This window comes from Pseudomonas sp. A014 (assembly GCF_052378495.1).
Taxonomy (GTDB): domain Bacteria; phylum Pseudomonadota; class Gammaproteobacteria; order Pseudomonadales; family Pseudomonadaceae; genus Aquipseudomonas; species Aquipseudomonas machongensis.
This window is the reverse complement of record NZ_CP199001.1, coordinates 3019202-3037039: the sequence shown is the minus strand read 5'-3', so window position 1 is coordinate 3037039 and position 17838 is coordinate 3019202. Positions and strand designations below refer to the sequence as shown.

Below are 17838 nucleotides of genomic sequence, written 5' to 3'. Positions count from 1 at the left end.
CTCTAGCCATGGCTTATCAATTCGACTTCGCCCCCGTGCTCGCCCAGGGTGACCTGCTGCTCAAGGGGGCCCTGTTCACCCTGCAGCTGACCGCCATCGGCACCGTGCTCGGCCTTGCCATCGGCGTGATCGGCGCCGGTGTGCGGGCCTGGCGCCTGCGCCCGTTCGACCTGCTGTTCGGCCTGTACGTGGAACTGATCCGCAACACGCCGTTCATCGTGCAGCTGTTCTTCATCTTCTTCGGCCTGCCCGCGCTGGGCGTGCGCCTGAGCGAATGGGAGGCGGCAGTGCTGGCGATGGTGATCAACCTGGGGGCCTATTCCACCGAGATCATTCGCGCCGGCATCCAGGCGATTCCCAGGGGGCAACTGGAAGCCGCAGCGGCCCTGGCCATGAGCCGGTTCGAGGCGTTCCGCCACGTGGTCCTGCGGCCTGCGCTGGCCAAGGTCTGGCCGGCGCTGACCAGCCAGATCGTGATCGTCATGCTCGGCTCCGCAGTCTGCTCGCAGATTGCCACCGAGGAACTGTCGTTCGCCGCCAACTTCATCCAGTCGCGCAACTTCCGTGCGTTCGAGACCTACCTGCTGACCACCGTCCTGTACCTGCTGATGGCCATCCTCGTGCGCCAGTTGCTGAGCTGGATCGGGCAGCGCCTGCTGATGGGGAAACGCTGAATGGACTTCACCTTCTGGGACATCCTGCGCAACTTGCTGACGGGCCTTCAATGGACACTGGCCTTGTCGCTGGTGGCATTCGCCTGTGGCGGCCTGGCCGGGTTGCTGGTACTGATCGGGCGCATTTCCGAGCGGGCACTGCCAAGGCGCCTGGCCCGTGGCTACATCGAGCTGTTTCAGGGCACACCGCTATTGATGCAGTTGTTCATGGTGTTCTTTGGCATTGCGCTGTTTGGCATCGACGTCTCGGCATGGATGGCGGCGGCGATCTCCCTGACCTTGTTCACCAGTGCGTTTCTCGCCGAGATCTGGCGGGGTTGCGTGGAGTCGATTCCACGTGGCCAGTGGGAGGCCTCCGGCAGCCTGGCGCTCAGCCGTATGGAGCAGTTGCGCCACGTCATCCTGCCCCAGGCACTGCGCATCGCCATCGCGCCGACCGTGGGCTTTTCGGTGCAGGTGGTCAAGGGCACGGCGGTCACCTCGATCATCGGCTTCACCGAACTGACCAAGACCGGCGGCATGATCGCCAACGCCACCTTCGAACCCTTCATGGTCTATGGCCTGGTCGCGCTGGGCTATTTCATCCTCTGTTATCCGCTCTCGCTGAGCGCCCGTTATCTGGAAAGGAGGCTGCATGCCCCTGCTTAGAGTGTCCGCGCTGCACAAGTACTACGGCGACAATCACGTGCTCAAGGGCGTCGACCTGAGCATCGAAGAGGGCGAAGTGGTCGCGATCATCGGCCGCAGTGGCTCGGGCAAGAGTACCTTCCTGCGCACGCTGAACGGCCTTGAGTCGATCAGCGACGGGGTGATCGAGGTGGACGGTGAATACCTCGACGCCAGCCGTGCCGACTTGCGCGCCTTGCGGCAGAAGGTCGGGATGGTGTTCCAGCAGTTCAATCTGTTCCCGCACCTGACCGTGGGCGAGAACGTGATGCTGGCGCCGCAAGTGGTGAAGAACACCGGCAAGGCGCAGGCGCGTGAGTTGGCCGAGCGCATGCTGGCCAGGGTGGGGCTGGCGGAGAAATTCGACGCCTACCCGGATCGCCTCTCGGGCGGGCAGCAGCAGCGGGTGGCGATCGCCCGCGCGCTGGCGATGTCGCCCAAGGTCTTGCTGTGCGACGAGATCACCTCGGCGTTGGATCCGGAGCTGGTCAACGAGGTGTTGGCAGTGGTGCGCCAGTTGGCCAGCGAAGGCATGACCTTGATCATGGTCACCCACGAAATGCGCTTCGCCCGTGAGGTGGGCGACAAGCTAGTGTTCATGCATCAGGGCAAGGTGCATGAGGTGGGCGATCCCGGCGAGCTGTTCGCCGCTCCGCGTACCGCGGAGCTGGCGAACTTCATTGGCATGACGGTACCGACCTGAATGCCTCGGGACCAGACACAGCCTAATCACGGCCGACTTTCCAGGGCGCGTACTGGAGCAGCCCGTTACCGGCGAAATTGCCATGCGCGTCTGGCGCGAACCCTGGCATCTGCCCCAGGTCGAGGTTCAGGCACTGCCGGTTGAGCCGTGCCTGGAGGGCTCCGTCCATGCGAAACGCGTCCTTGCGCACCGGGTGCGGAGCAAGCTCAACCAGGCAGCCTGTTACCCGGCCTGCCGCATCTGCCTGGTAGCGGATCAGGGCCAGACCTACGCTGTCGACTGGTTCATCGCGCATCAGCGTCCGCCACAGAAACTGATTATCGGCATGCTGCTGGCGTCGTTGCTGCTCAAGTTCCGACACATAGGGCGGCCTGAGCAGGACCAACGGCGCGACCAGTTGCGCCTCTCCCTTGTCACCCTGCATCCCGGCGGGCACTTTGGGATAGACAGTTTTCCAGCACTGGCTCTGGACGGTACTGGCCAAGAGTTTGCGGTCGGTGGCGGTCATGTCTTGAGGGAACTGCATGGCCAGGCTCGTCTTGGCGCGATGGGTGCTGCAGGCGATCGGGCGGCCGTCGCGATCCAGGGTGACTTTCAGGTTGAGCACTCCAGCCATCTGGCCGCCGGTGGCAGCCAGCATGTCGTGGTGCAGCATGCCCATGGTCTGCTCGATGAAGGCCTGGCGAGCTTTGGGGTCGACAGGTGGCGCAGCGTCGGCCTTGGGCCCGCTCTGGCAGCCACCGAGCAGCAGGATAGTGGCAAGGCCGAGCAATGCAAGGGACAAGCGTGGATCTGGCACGAACACATCCTTGATAGCAGGACGGAACCGTCATGGTCCGTTTTGGAGGGGCAGCATATCGAACGGACGAGCTGAGGCAAAATTCAGGGCTGGCGAAGATTTTTCAGGGTGTTGCGGGCCCTTCCGAGCCCGCAGCCACGAGAATCATGGCACAACCATCAAGCTTTTGGGCTTTCAACGATCCTGCAAGTCGTGCAGCAGATCCTTCAGCACGCCACGACCCTGCTCATCCAGCCCGAACACTGGCCGCCGCGGCTCGCCCACTGGCAGGATCAGCTCAACCATGAAGTGGGGGAGCCGAACGCACTGTTCGCCGCTCCGCGCACGGCAGAGCTGGCGAACTTCATCGGGATGACGGCGTCGGTATGAAGCAAGTCCGGGACAGGCGAGGAACGATCAGTTCTGATCTTGTGCCCGGTATGTCGCGAACGCACCACCGCTTGGGGCTGCCAGATTGAGGCGGATCACGGGCTTCCACAGGCCGTTGGCAGTGGTCAGCAAGTCCTGTTGCATGCCCTTGGCCTGCTCAATGGCTGGTTTGGCGGTATTGTCATCCTTGTACTGATAGAAGAACGCCTCAAGCGGCAGCAGGTCAGGAATGTTTTGCGGCCAGGTCCCCACGATCAGCTCGTTATGGTGAAGTTGCTGCTGGGCATTGAGCATGGACTTGCGCGATACCGACGCGAGATTGAATTCAGTTAGGTTGATGGCAAGGCTGCATTGATGTTTGTTGCGCTCGTTGAAGTAGGCACCGTTGTCGGCTACCGAATGGAAGTGACGCTGAAGTTGTTCCAGGTTTGTAATATTCTGCGGTGCGCATTTGTCGCTGATCGCGCCATATTGACTATGAATGCCACAGCCATTCGCACCTCGATTCCAACTTGCGGCATCGGTGGGGTACATGCACAGCGGTGTGATCGGATACATGCGCGGTTGCTTGACGGCGTCGAGCTCGTTGAAGATCAGCCCTTGGTTCAGCGTGTTCCATGCAAGCGTCGTGATACCCAGATCCGTTCTCAGGTACGAGAACGACACTGCGCCGCTGTCTACGGATTTCTGGCTTGGATTCCATGCTCGGAAGTTGGGGGAGAATGTCGTGGTGCGCAGGATCACGCCGGCGCAGTAGAGTGGCGCCTTGAATTCGCAATCGTTTAGTGTGTTGGCATAACGCAGGTTCAGGCCATTGGCAGTTGCTATGCCTTGCTGATCGCGGCTGAGCGGTTTGAAAACTTGCTTGTCAGTGGCGCCAAGGTCCAGCCCTACGATGGGGACCAGGCGGAAGGTTTCCTTGTAGAAGGCATCGCGCAAGTTGAGGGAATTTTCGAAGGCTCCGCTTTTGGCGGTGTTGTAGAAAAACGCCTCGATCGGCAGCTGTTTTGAGTAATTTTCGTCCCATGTGGGAATCAGCAGTTCGTTGCCATAGGCCTTGGCAATGTCACTGTGAGACGCCCGCACCTTCAGGCTGGTGATCAGTTGTTCCGGTACCTGGACACTCAGAGAGCACTGTTTGCTGCGATCCAACCCGCCGCCTTTGAAATCGGCAGCCCAACCGTCTGGGTCGGTCGCGGGTGTGGCCTTGATCATGCAGGAACTTTCGTCCTTGTGTTGCCAGATCTCGGTTTTGGTCGGGCCGCACCCATGCAGCCATCGACCCGCGGCGGCCCCTTGGGTGCCAGCCATGAACGGGTAGATACAACGCGGCGTCTGCAGCGCATAGCCAGCAGCACGCGCGGTGCTGTTATCCATGAATATGAAACCGCTGGACAAGTCGTTGCTGTTGCTGGTGCCGTCGGCACGCAACCAGGAAAAAGTCACCGAACCGAGTGCTTTGGCCGCAGGGCTGTGAGTCCAGAAGCTGAAGTTGGGGTTGAAGGTGGAGCGGCGCAGGATGATACCGCTGCAGTGCAAGGCCGAAGCACCGTCATCGCAGTGCTCCACTACATTGTTGTAGCGCAGGTTGAGCCGGTCGATCAGCGATGGTTGCTCGGCGATCTGCAGCGTGGACTGGTCCAGGATCGTGGCGGGCGCCGCCTGGCTGGGTCCTTGCTCGCCCTGCTGTTCATTAGGGGGGGCGGCGGCGAAGGAGGGCAGTTGGCCAAATACGCCAAAAATGGCACAGCAATATACAAAGACTCGAGCCTTGCCTGGCATGTCGCGCCCCTTCATCTTGTTGGATGTTGGGCGGAATTTAAGCTCGGCTTTCTCGCCCCTACAACTGGCAAATTTGTCAGTTGTAGGGGGGAGTCACACCTATCAATCGTATGGCGTGCAGTGATCTCCAGGCCTTCAATGGCTGCGCAGGTCGTGCAGCAGGCGCTCCAAGGTGTCGCGAGTTTGCTCATCGAGCCCGAACACCGGTCGACGTGGTTCACCCACCGGCAGCCCGGTCATGGCCAATCCGGCCTTGATGGTCGCTGGCAAGCCGCCTTTGAGAATGAAGTCCAGCAATGGCAATTGGTGGTAGAACAACGCCTGTGCTTGCTTGAGGTCGGCGTCGAGTACCGCCTGGTACAGCTGCAGGTTCAGTTGTGGAATGAGATTGGCCGCTGCAGTGCACCAGCCTTTTGCTCCGGCCACGAAAGCCTCCAGCGCCAGCGGATTGCAGCCGTTGTAGAACGGCACCTGGCCTTCTCCGAGCAGCTGCAGCCTGTGCATGCGCTGGATGTCGCCAGTACTCTCCTTGACCATGGTGACGTTGTCCACCTCGCGGACAATGCGCAGGATCAGTTCCACCGGCATATCAGTGCCGCTGGTGGCGGGGTTGTTGTAGAGCATGATCGGCAGGTCGACCGCAGCGCCGATGCTGCGGTAGTGCGTGAGGATCTCGGCTGCACTGAGCTTCCAGTAGGCTGAAGGCAGCACCATCACCGCATCGGCACCGTGCTGCTGGGCGAAGCGGGCGCGGCGGATCGCGCCAGCGGTGGTCAGGTCGGAGACGCTGACGATGCTGGGCACGCGCTTGGCAATGCGTTCGAGGCTGTATTGAGCGACTTGATGCCATTCACTGTCGCTCAGGTAGGCGCCTTCACCGGTGCTGCCCAGCGGGGCGATCGCGTGTACGCCGCTGTCGATGAGGCGATCGATGGACTGGCCCAGGGCAGGCAGGTCGAGCTGTTCGCCGTCCTGGCTGAACGGAGTGATGGTGTAGCCGATGATACCGTGGAATTCTGTGGTCATGATGGATGGCTCCGCAAGCAAGGCATTCAGGGGTCAGTCAAGGCAGTTGGCGTGTTTGCGCAGGCTCTGCCGGGCGAAGTAGTTGAACGAGGCGCCGTGGCGCTTGGGGCGGTCGATCCAGTCGTGGGCTTCACGACCAAGCTGCGGGTCGATGGATTTGATGCTGCCGGCGGACATCGCCAGCAACTGAAGGCGCGCGGCGCGTTCGATCAATTGGGCATAGACGCAAGCCTGCTCGATACTGGTGCCGGTGGACAGCTGGCCGTGGTGCGAAAGCAGGATGGCGCGCTTGTCACCCAGGGCCTGGCTGATGATCTCGCCTTCTTCGTTGCCCACCGGTACGCCAGGCCAGGCGCCGAGGAACGCGCAATCGTCGTACAGCGGGCACAGGTCCATGTGTGAGACCTGCAGCGGCACCTCCAGCATCGACAGGGCGGCAACGTGGGTGGGGTGGGTGTGGATGATGCAGTTCACATCTGGCCGGGCGCGGTACACCCAGCTGTGAAAGCGGTTGGCGGGGTTGGGCATGCCTTGGCCTTCGAGCACCTCCAGGTCTTCGTTGACCAGCAGCAGGTTGCTGGCACTGATCTCGTCGAAGCCCAGGCCCAGTTGCTGGGTGTAGAACGTGCCGGGTTGCGGGCCACGGGCGCTGATCTGCCCGGCCAGGCCTGAATCATGGCCATGGTCGAAGAGAATTCGACAGGCCAGGGCCAGCTTTTCGCGTACAGTCCACGTATTATCGGCGAGTGAGCCTTGCATCTGTGCCAGCGCTTTGTGCACCAGTTGCTCTTTGCCGAGTGTCAGGGTGTTGGCCATGGGGATATCCTCTGTGGCGTGCTGATGATGCCAGTGCTTGCCCGCCCCGCTGCTTTGATCGGGAGAGGGGCGGTCAATCACATGACACAAAACAATCTACATGACACAAAGTGTCATTAGCAAGGCCGTTCACACGGGAAAACCGCGCCGCATGTCTATCCGCTTGAAACTGCTGAGAAAGAAACTGGGCATTACCCTGGAGGTGCTGGCTGAGAAATCCGGCATGACCAAGAGCTACCTGTCGAAGGTCGAGCGTGGGTTGAACACCCCTTCGATCGCGGCGGCGTTGAAGCTGGCCAGGGCATTGAACGTCAATGTCGAAGAATTGTTTGCCGAAGATCACAACCTCCAGGCGCGCTACAGCCTGGTGCGCAGCGGTGAGCGCCAGGCCCTGGTGGGTGATGGTGCTGGCCCGGGTTATACGGTGCTGACGTCACAGATCGGGCAGCGCAGCCTGTTACCCTTTCTTGTTCAGCCACCCCGCGATTTCAGTGATCCCACGTTCAAGGAGCACCAGGGCGAGGAATTTCTGTTCGTCCATGCGGGCCAGGTCGAGGTCGATTTCATGTCTGAGCGGGTGTTGCTGGAGCAGGGCGATGCCCTGCATTTCAACGCGCAGACACCGCATCGGCTGCGCTCGGTCGGTGAATGCCAGGCGCAGTTGCTGGTCGTGGTACAAGGCGGTGAGGCGTGAGGCGCGGACGATGATCGAGGTGTCGCGGTTCTGGCGCGATCCAGCGCTGCCCTTCGTCGAGGCGCGGCGGGTGGGAGATGGGCGCCAGGTCTGCTATGGCCCGCATTCGCATGAAGGTTTTTCCGTGGGTGTGGTGACGGGCGGGCGCAGCAGCTATCTGTCCGGCGATACCTGGCGCGAGCTTGCGGCCGGCGCTACGGTGCTGATGAACCCCGGTGTGGTACATGCGTGCAATCCGATCGAGGGTGAGGTCTGGTCGTACCTGATGTTGTACGTCGACCTGCCCTGGCTTGAGGCGCAGGGCTTCGTCCTGCCCCAGGCAACCTACAGCGAGTCGCCAGCGCTCTATGCGCGTCTGTTGCAGCTCTTCGCCGGGCTGTTCGATGGCGATACCGACGTCAGTGAAACGATGCTGAAGGCGTTCTTCAAGGCACTGCCGGGATACCTAGAGGCAGCGCCCGGCGTGCATTCGCAGGCACATCCGCGTCTGGAGACGGCAGCGGCCTTCATTCGTGCCCATCGCCTCGACCCTTTGAGCCTTGACGATATCTGCGCCGCCGCGGGATTGTCGCGGGCGTATCTGATTCGCGCGTTCCGTCGACGCTTTGGCTTGACGCCCCATGGGTATCTGGTCGACCAGCGGGTACAGCACGCCCGGGCGCAATTGCGTCGCGGACGCGGGATCGCCGAGGTGGCGCTGGAGGCGGGCTTTGCCGATCAGGCGCATCTGCAGCGGGCTTTCAAGCAGCATCTGGCCGCCACGCCAGGGCATTACCGCAGCGGCGGTTGAGCGCGTTAGCCCAGTACCAGGTACACCGCGCTGGCGACCAGCAGTACCGCCAACCCGCGATTGAACAGACGCATGCGACGTGGGTTACCCAGGTACTGACTGATCACGCTGCCAGCCCACGCCCAGCTGGCCACTGAGACGAAGCAGATGGGTGCATACAGCCAGGTGAACAGCCACAGCAGTTGCTGGTCGCCGCCGGTATAGGCGCCGATTCCGGCCACTGAAGCCAGCCAGGCCTTGGGGTTGAGCCACTGCATCACAGCACCGTGCCAGAACGAGGGCGCCTGCGTCTGATGGCTGGCGTTCAGCTGGCCGTTGTCGCTGGACAGCTTCCAGGCCATGTACAACAGGAACAGCACCCCACCCCAATGCAGCAGGCGGCTTAACACTGGCCAGCGCAGCAGCACTTCATGCAGCCCCAGGCCGATCAGTACCAGCAGCAGGCAGAACCCCAGGCTGGCGCCGGCAGCATGGCCCAGGCTGGCACGCAGCCCATGACGTGCACCACTGCCGAGGGCGACTATATTCACAGGGCCAGGAGAAATCGAGGCCGCCAAGGCGAAGGCGGCCATGGACAGTGACAGGCTCATGAAAGGCTTCCTTGATGTCGAATGAGGTCACGCATCCTGGCTCACCTTTGAGGCCCTGGTATTGAACGAAAGTGCTCAAACGGAGCTGTTACAGCTTTTGTAATAGTTTCACACTGTCAGGAAAACCTGCTTCGATTGTAGGATCACCTTCCCAAATTTCTATCAAGGTATTTATGAGCACCTTCGCGGAGCCCCCCAGTCTTCGGCCGTCCTGGCCATCCTTTCCGCGTCTTCGTGACGTTTCTCCCGAGAGTACCCGCTAATGGAATGGCTAGCTGACCCCACGGCCTGGCTAGGCCTGTTGACGCTTATCGTCCTCGAGCTGGTGCTGGGTATCGACAACCTGGTGTTCATCGCAATCCTCGCCGACAAGTTGCCGCCGCATCAGCGCGACCGTGCCCGGGTGATCGGGTTGACCTTGGCACTGCTGATGCGCCTGGGCTTGTTGGCCTCCATCTCGTGGATGGTGACCCTGACCGCGCCGTTGTTCGAGGTCTGGGGCAAGAGCTTCTCTGGCCGTGACCTGATCATGCTGTTCGGTGGTGTGTTCCTGTTGTTCAAGGCCACCATGGAGTTGCACGAGCGCCTGGAAGGGCATGTGGCCCAGAGCACCGGCGCTGTGCGTCACGCTGCCTTCTGGCCCATCGTCGCGCAGATCGTCGTACTCGATGCGGTGTTCTCGCTGGATGCGGTGATCACGGCCGTTGGCATGGTCGAGCAGCTCTCGGTGATGATGATCGCAGTGATCTTCTCCATCGGTATCATGATCGTTGCCAGCAAGCCGCTGACCCGTTTCGTCAACGCCCACCCGACGGTGATCATGCTGTGCCTGGGCTTCCTGATGATGATCGGTTTCAGCCTGACTGCCGAAGGCCTGGGCTTCCATATCCCTAAAGGCTATCTGTATGCGGCTATCGGTTTCTCGATCCTGATCGAGCTGTTCAACCAGGTGGCACGGGCCCGCCGCAAACGCAGCCTGCAGCAGCACAAGCCGCTGCGCGAGCGCACCGCGCATGCTGTACTGCGCTTGCTGGGTGGGCGACGCATCGAGGCCGATGAAGTGGGCGAGGAGATCGCCGACCTGGTCGAAGGGGGGGAAGAGCAGGTGCTGTTCGACCGCCGCGAGCGGGTGATGATCAGCGGTGTGCTGAACCTGGCCGAGCGACCGATACGCACCGTGATGACCGTCCGTGCCGAGGTGGATGCCATTGATCTGGCGCTGTCGGATGAAGCCATTACGCAGGTCTTGGTCAACTCGCCATACTCGCGACTGCCGTTGATTCGTGACGGTCGTATCGACGAGCCACTGGGCTTTGTGCACAAGAAGGAGTTGCTCAAGGAATTGCTCTCGGGCAATCAGCCAGACCTTGAAAGCATGGTGCGTACACCGCTGAACCTGCTGGAGAGTTTCAGTATTCTCAACGCGCTGGAGCAGATGCGTGGTCAGTCCACCCACATTGCCTTCGTGGTCAACGAATTTGGTGACTTCACCGGCGTACTGACCATGACCGACATCCTCGAGTCCATTGCTGGCGAATTACCAGACGCCAGTGAGGTGGAAGGACCGGGGATCGTCGAGGAGTCGGGCGGTTTCGTGGTCAGTGGTGCCCTGAACCTGAGCCAGGTTCAGGCGCGTACCGGCTTCGTCGCCCGCGCCACCGAGGATTACCAGACCCTGGCGGGCTTGGTGATGAGCCTGCTGGATCGCCTGCCGGTGGTAGGCGATCAACTGGCCTGGAACGGCTGGACCATGACGGTGGTGGCGGTGGAGGAGAGGCGGGTGCGCCAGGTGCGTCTTACACCGACCGACGACGCTGACGCAGCAGGTGCTTGATGCCTTCGAGCACCAGCACCAGCACCGCAGCCCAGATCGGCAGGTAGGTCAGCCACTGGTCAGGCGCGATGCTCTCGCCCAGTAGCAGGGCTACGCCGACCAGCAGCACCGGTTCGACGTAGCTGAGCAGGCCGAACAGACCGAACGGCAGCAGGCGACTGGCGAGCACGTAGACGATCAGCGCCGAAGCGCTGATCGCTCCCAGCAGCGGGATCAGGGCGTACAGGCCTGGATGTGCAGCCAGGTCGGCACTCGACAGCGGGCCTTGGATCACGAAGTACAAGGCCCATGGCAGCAACAGGCACATGTCGCACCACAAGCCGCCCAGGTGGTCGGTGCGGCAGCGTCGGCGCAGCACGAAATAGATCGGATAGCCGATCACAACCACCAGCGTCTCCCAGGCGAAACTGCCATGCTGGTACAGCTCGTGACCAACGCCAAGCGCGGCGCAGCCTACCGCCAGCTTCTGCAAGCGTGACAGGCGCTCGCCATAGGCCACTCTGCCGGTCAGGACCATGGCCAGCGGCAGCAGGAAATACCCCATCGACACCTCAAGGCTACGCCCGTGCAGCGGCGCCCAGAGGAACAGCCATAGCTGGACACCCAGCAGCCATGACGTGCCGACCATGCCCAGTAACAGGCGAGGGGTCTGGCGAACGCGCGCCAGCAGCTCGCCGACATGCTTCCAGTCCTTGCTGAGCAGCATGAACAGGGTGAGGCACGGGAGGGTCAGCAGGGTGCGCCAGCCGAAGATCTCCTCGCCGTCGAGCGGTGCGAGCATGGAGGTATAGAAGTACATCACGGCGAACAGACAGGATGCCATGACAGACGAGATGATGCCTTTTGACACGAAAGCCTCGGTTGCAGAAAGTAAACGGACGAATCAGCCGGGCATGATCTCAGGGGGGACGCCCTGGGGCAACCGCAAGCTGGCAGGCTGTGCAGCGAGCGCCTGAAGGAATTCTTCCAGTGGCATTGGCCGGGCGTAAAGGTAGCCTTGCTGGAAATCCACCTGTTGTCGCGCAAGGTAATCACGCTGAATGTCGGTTTCCACGCCCTCGGCGACAATGCCCAGCCCCAGCTTGGTCGACAGGTCGATGATGGTGTCGAGGATGTGCTGTGACAGTGCATCGCTGCCGATCATGGCGACGAAACTCTGGTCGATCTTCAGGTAATCGATCTTGAACTGCCGCAGGTAGTTGAGGCTGGACTGGCCGGTGCCGAAGTCGTCCAGGGCAATCATCACGCCCATCTGGTGAAGCTTTTCGAACAGCTCCAGGGTGATCGGCGTCGCTTCGATCAGTTTGCGTTCGGTCAACTCCAGGGTCAGGATCACTCGGCCAGGTGGAAAGTGCTGGAGAAAGGTGCGGCAATCGTCAAGCAGTCCCAGGTCGCGGCAGTGGTCGGCGGTGATGTTGATGCCGATGTGGAAGCCGTCCTCCATCAGCGCCGAATAGGGCGCCAGGCCTTGGGCGGTAAGCAGCATCAGAGCACGGGTCATGGGCACGATCTGCCCACTGTGCTCGGCGTAGGGGATGAACAGGTCGGGGCGCACCAATCCCTCGTGCGGGTGTTGCCAGCGCATCAGTATCTCGGCGCCGGCCCAGCGGTAGTCACCCTTGCGCACCACCGGCTGAAAGTATGGGATGAACTCGTTCGCCTCCAGCGCCCGGTTCAACTCGGCCCTTGACGACGAGGCACGTCGCAGTTGCCAACGACAGGCCAGACCGATCAACGCGCCAATGACCAATAGAAGGCCCAGCAGCGCCGGGTACTGGCTGCGCAGCACTTCCATCGGTTTGTCCGGACCATAGCCACCGTGGACGCTGAACGGGTAGCGTGCCGAGTATTGAGAGACGTGTGCGCTGGCGGCTGTCGGAGGGGTGCCGGTATGCACGAGGCCGTCGGCACCCAACCAGTGCCTGCCGATCTGAACCCCTAGCGTTTCGTCATCGGCAATCAAGCGCAGGGCCGTGAGCAGGTGGTCGCCATCGACCGTGGCGATGGCTCCGCGGCCCTCCTGACCGGTGCGATACACCAATAGGGGATGGCCGGGCGTGATCGAATTGCCATCCATCAGCCACAGCTGACCTTCGGTGTAGTCGAGGGGGTTGACCGGTTCGTCGTAATCGCCCAACAGCGAGGAGCAATACAGGGTGTCGTGGTCAAACAGGTTGGTGGAGCGTACGAACGCATTGCGCGTCACTTGCTCGCGCAAAGCCAGTGTGACTTCGCTACACGGGCGTCCGGCCAGAGGCAACAGCACTTGCGCCGCCTTGGAGACACCATCCAGGATACGCTCCACATGGTTGACGACCTGCTGGACGGTGGCCTGGCTGTTGTCTCGCAGATCGCGTTCGATCTGCCAGTGCATGATCGCCAGGCCGCACAGGATTGGCAGTGTGCCGACCGCCCAGGGCAGCAGGCGGCGCCAGCTCCAGCGAGCAGTGCGTTTAACCGTAAGAGGCATGCGGGTCTAGACTTGTATGACTGGTGGTTGCACAAGGATAGCTCGGACCTTCGGCGGAGTACCGAACTAATGCGCGACAAAGGAAATTACGCACTGTAGAATCAGTTTACGAATACAAGAATAAGGTCTTTCCCTTCTGGAAAGCCGACCCAGCCGAGACCAGGTCCATATGGCATATCACGGGTTCAAGCTTCTCTATGGCGATTTCCTCTCCCGCAGCGTGAGGGGTATTCCCTGCTCACCACCTCATCTGTCCGACATCCCAAGCGTTTGACACCGTTTTTTTTGCTGTAGATGAGGACACGAACATGGCTGATATCTTCGACAACCCGATGGGCCTGATGGGCTTTGAGTTCATCGAGTTCGCTTCGCCCACTCCTGGCGTGCTGGAACCGGTATTCCAGGCATTGGGCTTCACAAAGGTGGCCACTCACCGCTCCAAGGATGTCCACCTCTATCGCCAGGGTGGCATCAACCTGATCCTGAACAACGAGCCCAAGAGCATCGCTTCCTACTTTGCTGCCGAGCATGGTCCGTCCGTTTGCGGTATGGCATTCCGCGTGCGCAATGCGCATGAAGCCTATGCCCGCGCGCTGGAGTTGGGGGCTCAGCCGGTCGAAATCGAAACGGGCCCGATGGAGCTGCGGCTGCCAGCGATCAAGGGCATCGGCGGTGCGCCGCTGTACCTGATCGATCGTTTCGAGGAAGGCAGCTCGATCTATGACATCGACTTCAACTTTATCGAAGGCGTTGACCGCAATCCGGCAGGCGCGGGGCTGAAGATCATCGATCACCTCACGCACAACGTCTACCGTGGGCGAATGAGCTATTGGGCAGGCTTTTACGAGAAGTTGTTCAATTTCCGCGAGATCCGCTATTTCGACATCAAGGGCGAGTACACCGGGCTGACCTCGCGCGCCATGACTGCGCCGGACGGCATGATCCGTATTCCGCTGAACGAGGAATCGTCCAAGGGCTCGGGCCAGATCGAAGAGTTCCTGATGCAGTTCAATGGAGAAGGTATTCAGCACGTGGCCTTCCTGACCGACGACCTGCTCAAGACCTGGGATGCTCTCAAGGCCATCGGCACGCGTTTCATGACCCCGCCGCCACAGACCTACTACGAGATGCTCGAAGAGCGCCTGCCGGGGCATGGCGAGCCCGTCGATCAGCTACAGGCTCGGGGTATTCTGCTCGATGGTGCGTCCGCGCCTGGCGACAAACGCCTGTTGCTGCAGATCTTCTCGGAAACCCTGCTGGGGCCGGTATTCTTCGAGTTCATCCAGCGCAAGGGCGATGATGGCTTTGGCGAAGGTAATTTCAAGGCGCTGTTCGAGTCCATTGAGCGCGATCAGGTTCGGCGCGGCGTGCTTAACGTCGACTAGCCTTGTGAACAGGGTGTTACCGGTCAGTGACCGGCAACACCCCTTTGACAGGGTATCGTTTACGCAAGAGGCTCCAAAGTACGAGCACCGAGGTGAACAGGCCGATAAGTACGAGGGAGGGCATGATATTTGTCCTGATATAGTGTGACTCGCGAGCCGTAAAACCATCAGGATAACCCGCTCTGACGAGGTAACCGTACTTTTCCGATACGCCGCTCTGCGAGAACTCCGACAGCGAGGGGCGTACTTCGTTACGGCTGTCACCTTTGGCCGAGATGTAAAGGTCGCCAAACTCAAGTTCCAACACGACCCCGTCCTTGAAGCCGCGCAGTTCGTTGCGTAGCTCGAGCCCGTAGGTGCTGGCGATAACTGAATGGTTATCGGCGACCAAGCGGTACTCCACGAGAATACCGTTGGGGATGGTCGGTGAATTCATGTTGAGTTTCAGGTATTCGCCCTTTGCGAAGTGAGGCGTGTACAAAGGCTTTGTGCCCAGGCTACTGCAAAATCCGATGTCGTTGCGGGTCAACACCAACGAGTGAATCCGCGGGTTACGCCTGGCCTGGTTCTCCAGTTCTTGTTGAACTTCACTGCATGGCTGGGTACTCAGCGGCTGCGCCTGCAGTGCCGCGCTATGTAGGCTATCGAGTACACGATCGATAGCGAACACGGCTTCTTCGATGGAGACCTTCGATTTTTTCTCAAGCTGTCTGTGCATTTGGTAGTCCATGACCACCAATCCCGAGATCACGGGGGTTGTGCCGATCAATACGGAGAGCATGAGATTGGTCACGCGGTGGTTCAGATACCTGGAAATGCTCATTGACTTCTCCCTATCGTTTCGATGAATGAAGAAGCTTGCTCTTGTGTATCCAGTGACGCTGTAAGTCATGTCGTGAATGGGGGGAGACAAACCACCCCTTGCCTGTGCGATTGATTACGGTTGATGGAGTCGCTAGATCATTTGCTCCTTGACCCGTGCCTTGAAAAAGCCTGCTGGCCGATAAAGGTGCAGGCTGATCAGTGCAATCGTGTTCGGGCTGTTCTCTATAGCAATGTGCTAGCCTTCAGGTATTTCATGATCTTCAGGAGTTGCCATGGATTCGGAAACCCTGCCAGCCAACGTGCTCATGCCACTTGGTGCCTTTGCCGGGAGCATTGTTCTTGGCTGCCGATGAACAGGCGCGAAAGGGCGCCACACAAGTCATACATCTGGTTTCGCCGTCACCCTCGGTCGAGGTGCGCGCTGAACATATTCTCCACTTCGATTGGGGCAGCACTCCGCTGGGCCCATTGTCGCAGTGGCCTCCCTCGCTACGTATCGCGGTGGATATCATGCTTTTGTCGCCCTTTCCCTGCGCACTGGCCTGGGGCAAGGAACTGACTCTGATTCCCAGCCAGAGCTACCTGGCGTTGCTGGCTGACGACCAGCGCCAGGTAGGGGAACGTTTTGATCAGCTGTGGCATGTTGAATGGGAGCGAATGGGCCCACGGGTCTTCCAGGCGCTGGAGGGGAGGGCCAGTTTTGTCGACGAGTCGCCCATCCAGGTGCGTTATCGTGAGAGCGGTGAACATGCCTGGTTCGCGTTCGGTTACGCCCCCGTGCGCGATGAGGAAGGTACGGTTGCCGGGTTTTTGCACACCGCGATCGATACCACTGCCAGCTTGGAGCAAATCCGCCAGTGGCGTGAACTGGCGCAGAGCTTCGAGCAACAGGTCGGGTGTCATCTACCCAACAGTGATCCTCTCTGGCGCCTGTCACGGGATGCGATGATCATCGTCAGCCGCGATCTCGAACTGCTGGCCGCGAACGACGCATGGCATCGGGTGCTGGGATGGGAACAGCAGTCACTGAACGCGATTGCGCTCGTCGATCTTGTGCATCCCGCTGATCGTGCGGAGGTCCGCCTGGCGATCAATGATCTGCTGCTGGGCAAGGTGATCGAACAGGTGGAGTCGCGGCTCAGGCACAAGGATGGGTACTACCGTTGGATGAGTTGGAGTGCGCGGCCCGAGGGCGACGTGCTGATTGCAGTAGGGCGGGATATTACCGAGGAGCGCACCACGATCTTGCGCGAGGCCCAAAGCCTGCTGCGTGATAGGCAGCGAATGGAAACCGTTGGCCAATTGGCGGGCGGCATGGCGCATGAGATGAACAATCTATTGGCGGGCATTGGCGGTAGCCTCGAGTTGCTCCAGCGTCGCTTGGGCCAGGGACGCTTGGAGCGCATCGATGAGTACGTCCATGTGGCGCGCGAGTCGGTACAGCGTGCGATGGCGCTGACCCATCGGTTGCTGGCATTTTCCAGCAGCCAACCATTGCGACCGCGACTACTCGATGTGAACGGCCTGTTGCAAGATCTTGAGCCATTGATCCATCAGGCTCTCGGGCCAGAATTCGCATTGAACTGGCAACTGGACGTAGCGCCCTGGCCAGTGCAGGTCGATCCTGGGCAGTTGGAGGTTGCGATTCTCAACCTGTGCAGCAATGCCCAGGATGCGGTGGTTGAAAGGGGTTGCTTGACTATTCGGACGGCCAACGAACGATTTGAGAATGGGGTGGAGCACGATGAGAGCATCCCTGCCGGGGATTATGTCGCCATTCACGTCCAGGATGATGGGCAGGGCATGCCCGCAGACGCGGTGAGCCGTGCTTTCGAGCCGTTCTTCACCACCAAGCCCAAAGGTCGTGGCGCCGGGCTTGGGCTGCCGATGATCTACGGATTTGCTCGCCAGTCCGGGGGTTATGTGTGGATCGAGTCGACGCCAGGGAAGGGTACTCAGGTCACACTCCTGTTCCCGCGCCACCCAGGCGAGTTGCCTGTAGTCAATGAAGAGGGAGAGGTGCCTGCGTTGAAGCAGGGCAGGACTGAGCGAATACTGTTGGTCGACGACGAGGGGAATTTACGGTCATTGATGAAGGAGGTGCTGGTAGAGCATGGTTTTGACGTCATCGAAGCCAGTGATTCCGGTATGGCGCTGGAGCACTATCGTGAGAGTGGTGTATTCGATCTGGTGATCACCGATATCGGTTTGCCAGGTGGTATGAGCGGACGCCAGGTGGGCAAGACGATTCGCCAGGCCAAACCCCTTCAGAAAATCCTGTTCATTACCGGATACACCGCGCAGCCTCTCGAACGCAGCCTTCTCGACCAGCCAGGCACCGCACTCATGCTCAAGCCGTTCTCGCTGGAAAGCCTCGCGGTCCAGGTTCAGCGGATGCTCGAGCCCTGACGGCGA

At 60.5% G+C, this 17838-nt stretch carries 17 protein-coding genes; 9 read left to right on the top strand and 8 right to left on the bottom strand.

Annotated elements, in window-relative coordinates:
- Positions 1 to 8 precede the first annotated feature (8 nt).
- From ACTYOL_RS13790 to ACTYOL_RS13780, 3 genes are read left to right on the top strand one after another with little or no spacing between them, the layout of a single operon-like run.
- Positions 9 to 674 carry an amino acid ABC transporter permease gene (locus tag ACTYOL_RS13790; RefSeq protein ID WP_054890699.1) on the top strand — a complete coding sequence of 222 codons (666 nt, stop codon included), beginning with the start codon at positions 9 to 11 and terminating at the stop codon, positions 672 to 674.
- Positions 675 to 1322, top strand: a complete 648-nt coding sequence (locus tag ACTYOL_RS13785; protein WP_054890698.1) for an amino acid ABC transporter permease — start codon at positions 675 to 677, stop codon at positions 1320 to 1322.
- Positions 1309 to 2043 (top strand): amino acid ABC transporter ATP-binding protein, encoded by a 735-nt coding sequence (locus tag ACTYOL_RS13780; RefSeq protein ID WP_197890810.1) that lies wholly within the window; start codon positions 1309 to 1311, stop codon positions 2041 to 2043. The genes ACTYOL_RS13785 and ACTYOL_RS13780 overlap by 14 nt, the downstream gene beginning before the upstream one ends.
- Before the next feature lie 22 nt (positions 2044 to 2065).
- On the opposite strand, the gene ACTYOL_RS13775 is transcribed toward ACTYOL_RS13780, so the two are convergent.
- Positions 2066 to 2842, bottom strand: coding sequence for a hypothetical protein (locus ACTYOL_RS13775; RefSeq protein ID WP_153773722.1), 777 nt, complete (start codon positions 2840 to 2842; stop codon positions 2066 to 2068).
- A gap of 192 nt (positions 2843 to 3034) precedes the next feature.
- Here ACTYOL_RS13775 and ACTYOL_RS13770 point away from each other — a divergent pair, with 192 nt between their 5' ends.
- Positions 3035 to 3211, top strand: coding sequence for a hypothetical protein (locus ACTYOL_RS13770; RefSeq protein WP_153773721.1), 177 nt, complete (start codon positions 3035 to 3037; stop codon positions 3209 to 3211).
- 27 nt (positions 3212 to 3238) lie between these two features.
- On the opposite strand, the gene ACTYOL_RS13765 is transcribed toward ACTYOL_RS13770, so the two are convergent.
- The 3 genes from ACTYOL_RS13765 to ACTYOL_RS13755 form a co-directional block, all read right to left on the bottom strand.
- Complete coding sequence (locus ACTYOL_RS13765; RefSeq protein WP_197890811.1) at positions 3239 to 4993, bottom strand: hypothetical protein; 1755 nt, start codon at positions 4991 to 4993, stop codon at positions 3239 to 3241.
- A 135-nt stretch (positions 4994 to 5128) separates the two neighbouring features.
- Entirely contained in the window at positions 5129 to 6019 is an 891-nt protein-coding gene (locus ACTYOL_RS13760) for a dihydrodipicolinate synthase family protein (protein ID WP_197890812.1), read from the bottom strand.
- Between the two features lie 33 nt (positions 6020 to 6052).
- Positions 6053 to 6835, bottom strand: a complete 783-nt coding sequence (locus ACTYOL_RS13755; protein ID WP_153773718.1) for an aldolase — start codon at positions 6833 to 6835, stop codon at positions 6053 to 6055.
- Positions 6836 to 6986: 151 nt separating this feature from the next.
- Here ACTYOL_RS13755 and ACTYOL_RS13750 point away from each other — a divergent pair, with 151 nt between their 5' ends.
- Positions 6987 to 7529: a helix-turn-helix domain-containing protein gene (locus tag ACTYOL_RS13750; RefSeq protein ID WP_065863688.1), complete on the top strand. Its 543-nt coding sequence runs from the start codon at positions 6987 to 6989 to the stop codon at positions 7527 to 7529.
- Between the two features lie 10 nt (positions 7530 to 7539).
- Complete coding sequence (locus ACTYOL_RS13745) at positions 7540 to 8319, top strand: AraC family transcriptional regulator (protein WP_197890813.1); 780 nt, start codon at positions 7540 to 7542, stop codon at positions 8317 to 8319.
- Positions 8320 to 8324: 5 nt separating this feature from the next.
- Here ACTYOL_RS13745 and ACTYOL_RS13740 read toward each other — a convergent pair whose 3' ends face one another.
- On the bottom strand, positions 8325 to 8909 hold the full coding sequence (locus ACTYOL_RS13740; protein ID WP_153773716.1) for a LysE family translocator: 585 nt from the start codon (positions 8907 to 8909) through the stop codon (positions 8325 to 8327).
- A 262-nt stretch (positions 8910 to 9171) separates the two neighbouring features.
- Here ACTYOL_RS13740 and ACTYOL_RS13735 point away from each other — a divergent pair, with 262 nt between their 5' ends.
- Positions 9172 to 10743 carry a TerC family protein gene (locus tag ACTYOL_RS13735; RefSeq protein WP_197890815.1) on the top strand — a complete coding sequence of 524 codons (1572 nt, stop codon included), beginning with the start codon at positions 9172 to 9174 and terminating at the stop codon, positions 10741 to 10743.
- Here ACTYOL_RS13735 and rarD read toward each other — a convergent pair.
- Together rarD and ACTYOL_RS13725 are read right to left on the bottom strand one after the other, a co-directional pair.
- Positions 10706 to 11593 (bottom strand): EamA family transporter RarD, encoded by an 888-nt coding sequence (gene rarD / locus ACTYOL_RS13730; RefSeq protein ID WP_197890817.1) that lies wholly within the window; start codon positions 11591 to 11593, stop codon positions 10706 to 10708. The two genes, ACTYOL_RS13735 and rarD, sit on opposite strands and share 38 nt — an antisense overlap.
- Positions 11594 to 11626: 33 nt before the next feature.
- Entirely contained in the window at positions 11627 to 13213 is a 1587-nt protein-coding gene (locus ACTYOL_RS13725; RefSeq protein ID WP_444756433.1) for an EAL domain-containing protein, read from the bottom strand.
- A 308-nt stretch (positions 13214 to 13521) separates the two neighbouring features.
- Between ACTYOL_RS13725 and hppD the strand changes: the two genes are divergently transcribed.
- On the top strand, positions 13522 to 14598 hold the full coding sequence (hppD, locus tag ACTYOL_RS13720; RefSeq protein ID WP_063544992.1) for a 4-hydroxyphenylpyruvate dioxygenase: 1077 nt from the start codon (positions 13522 to 13524) through the stop codon (positions 14596 to 14598).
- A 16-nt stretch (positions 14599 to 14614) separates the two neighbouring features.
- On the opposite strand, the gene ACTYOL_RS13715 is transcribed toward hppD, so the two are convergent.
- Positions 14615 to 15421: a CSS-motif domain-containing protein gene (locus ACTYOL_RS13715; RefSeq protein WP_444756432.1), complete on the bottom strand. Its 807-nt coding sequence runs from the start codon at positions 15419 to 15421 to the stop codon at positions 14615 to 14617.
- A gap of 341 nt (positions 15422 to 15762) precedes the next feature.
- Here ACTYOL_RS13715 and ACTYOL_RS13710 point away from each other — a divergent pair, with 341 nt between their 5' ends.
- The gene (locus ACTYOL_RS13710) at positions 15763 to 17832 is read left to right on the top strand and encodes a hybrid sensor histidine kinase/response regulator (protein WP_200602382.1); all 2070 of its coding nucleotides are present in this window, start codon (positions 15763 to 15765) and stop codon (positions 17830 to 17832) included.
- The last annotated feature ends 6 nt before the right edge of the window (positions 17833 to 17838 follow it).